The sequence below is a fragment of the Microbacterium sp. P2_F9 genome (assembly GCF_056403635.1).
This window is the reverse complement of sequence record NZ_JBFUFC010000392.1, coordinates 1-1,373: the sequence shown is the minus strand read 5'-3', so window position 1 is coordinate 1,373 and position 1,373 is coordinate 1. Positions and strand designations below refer to the sequence as shown.

The window sequence follows — 1,373 nt, the reverse complement described above, 5'->3', positions numbered from 1 at the left end:
GCGCCGACCGGCGTCTTCAGTTCGTGACTGGTGTTGGCGACGAAATCGCGGCGCATCTGCTCGACGCGCTCCTTCTCGGTGATGTCGCGCAGCACGAGGAACGTGAGCCTCGGCGAGATCTTGGTCGCCCGCACCACGACGAGCCTCGGCTCGGCCGGCAGAGCGCCGCGCGAGAGCCGCAGCGTGGCGGTCGCCKCCGCCTCGCCGGCGCGGGCGCGGCGGGCAAGCCCCTTCAGCTCGGCGCTGGGGAGCACGGAGCCTTCGCCGAGCCCGAAGGGCACGGCCGAGGCCGAGGCGGCGAGGACGGTGGCCGAGGTGTCCACCACGGCGGCCGCGTCATCCATGCCGTGCAGAACCTCCGCCACCCCGTCCGGGACCGCGGTGGACTGCTCCACCCTCTGGCGATCGCGCGCCCGCAGAGCGGCCATCACGATGACCGACACGAGACCCCCGATCGCCGCCCCGAGGAGCAGGGCGAGCAGCGCGAGCTGCGTCGAATGCATTCCCCCAGAGTACGGGCGAACCGGGCGCCGTTCGGGCCGTCAGCGGCCTCGCCGCGAGCCCGGCCCAGTACTATTCACTCTCGTGGCACCGTTCGTTAACCTTCGCTGACGACAATCGCGAGGGTCGCGGGGCGGTTGCCGCCGCGAATCAGAGAGGTGTTCCCATGCGCGAAGTTTTCCACCAGTCGCTCGAAGACGTTCAGGAGAGACTCGTCGAGATCGCCGGACTGGTGACCGTGGCGATCGAGAAGGCGACCCGCGCGTTCGGCACGAGTGATGTCGCCCTCGCCGAAGAAGTCATCGAAGCGGACGCGATCATCGACGAGAAGGCCATCGCCCTCGACGAGCAGGCGATCGAGATCCTCGCGCGCCAGCAGCCGGTCGCGCGCGACCTCCGCATCGTGGTGAGCGCCCTCCGGATCAGCGCGTCGCTGGAGCGGATGGGCGACATCGCCGAGCACATCGCCCAGCTCACCCGCATGCGCTTCCCCGACCGCGCCATCCCCAAGGGCCTGAAGTCGACGTTCATCGAGATGGGGCAGCTCGACGTCGAGGTCGCCAGAAAGCTCACCGAGCTGCTGCGCACCCAGGACCTCGCGCTCGCGGAGGAGATCCGCAACGACGACGACGCCATCGACGAGCTGCACATCTCGGTGTTCGAGAAGGTGCTCAGCGACAGCTGGCAGGGCGAGCCCGCGGCGACCGTCGACGCGACGCTCGCGAGCCGCTACCACGAGCGCTTCGGCGACCACGCGGTCTCCATCTCGAAGAAGGTCGCCTACCTCGCCACCGGCGACTGGACGACCGACAACGACGACTCGTTCGTCATCCCCGGCGCCGCCCGGTAGCTCGCAGACGCAGAAGAGCGGG

2 protein-coding genes are annotated in these 1,373 nt (G+C 69.7%); one reads left to right on the top strand and one right to left on the bottom strand.

Annotated features, from left to right (window positions below; genetic code table 11):
- On the bottom strand, positions 1 to 503 hold a 503-nt coding region (locus tag AC1DVT_RS20275), incomplete at its 3' end, for a sensor histidine kinase family protein (RefSeq protein ID WP_477391200.1).
- Positions 504 to 667: 164 nt separating this feature from the next.
- Between AC1DVT_RS20275 and phoU the strand changes: the two genes are divergently transcribed.
- Entirely contained in the window at positions 668 to 1,351 is a 684-nt protein-coding gene (gene phoU / locus AC1DVT_RS20270) for a phosphate signaling complex protein PhoU (protein ID WP_457099284.1), read from the top strand.
- The last annotated feature ends 22 nt before the right edge of the window (positions 1,352 to 1,373 follow it).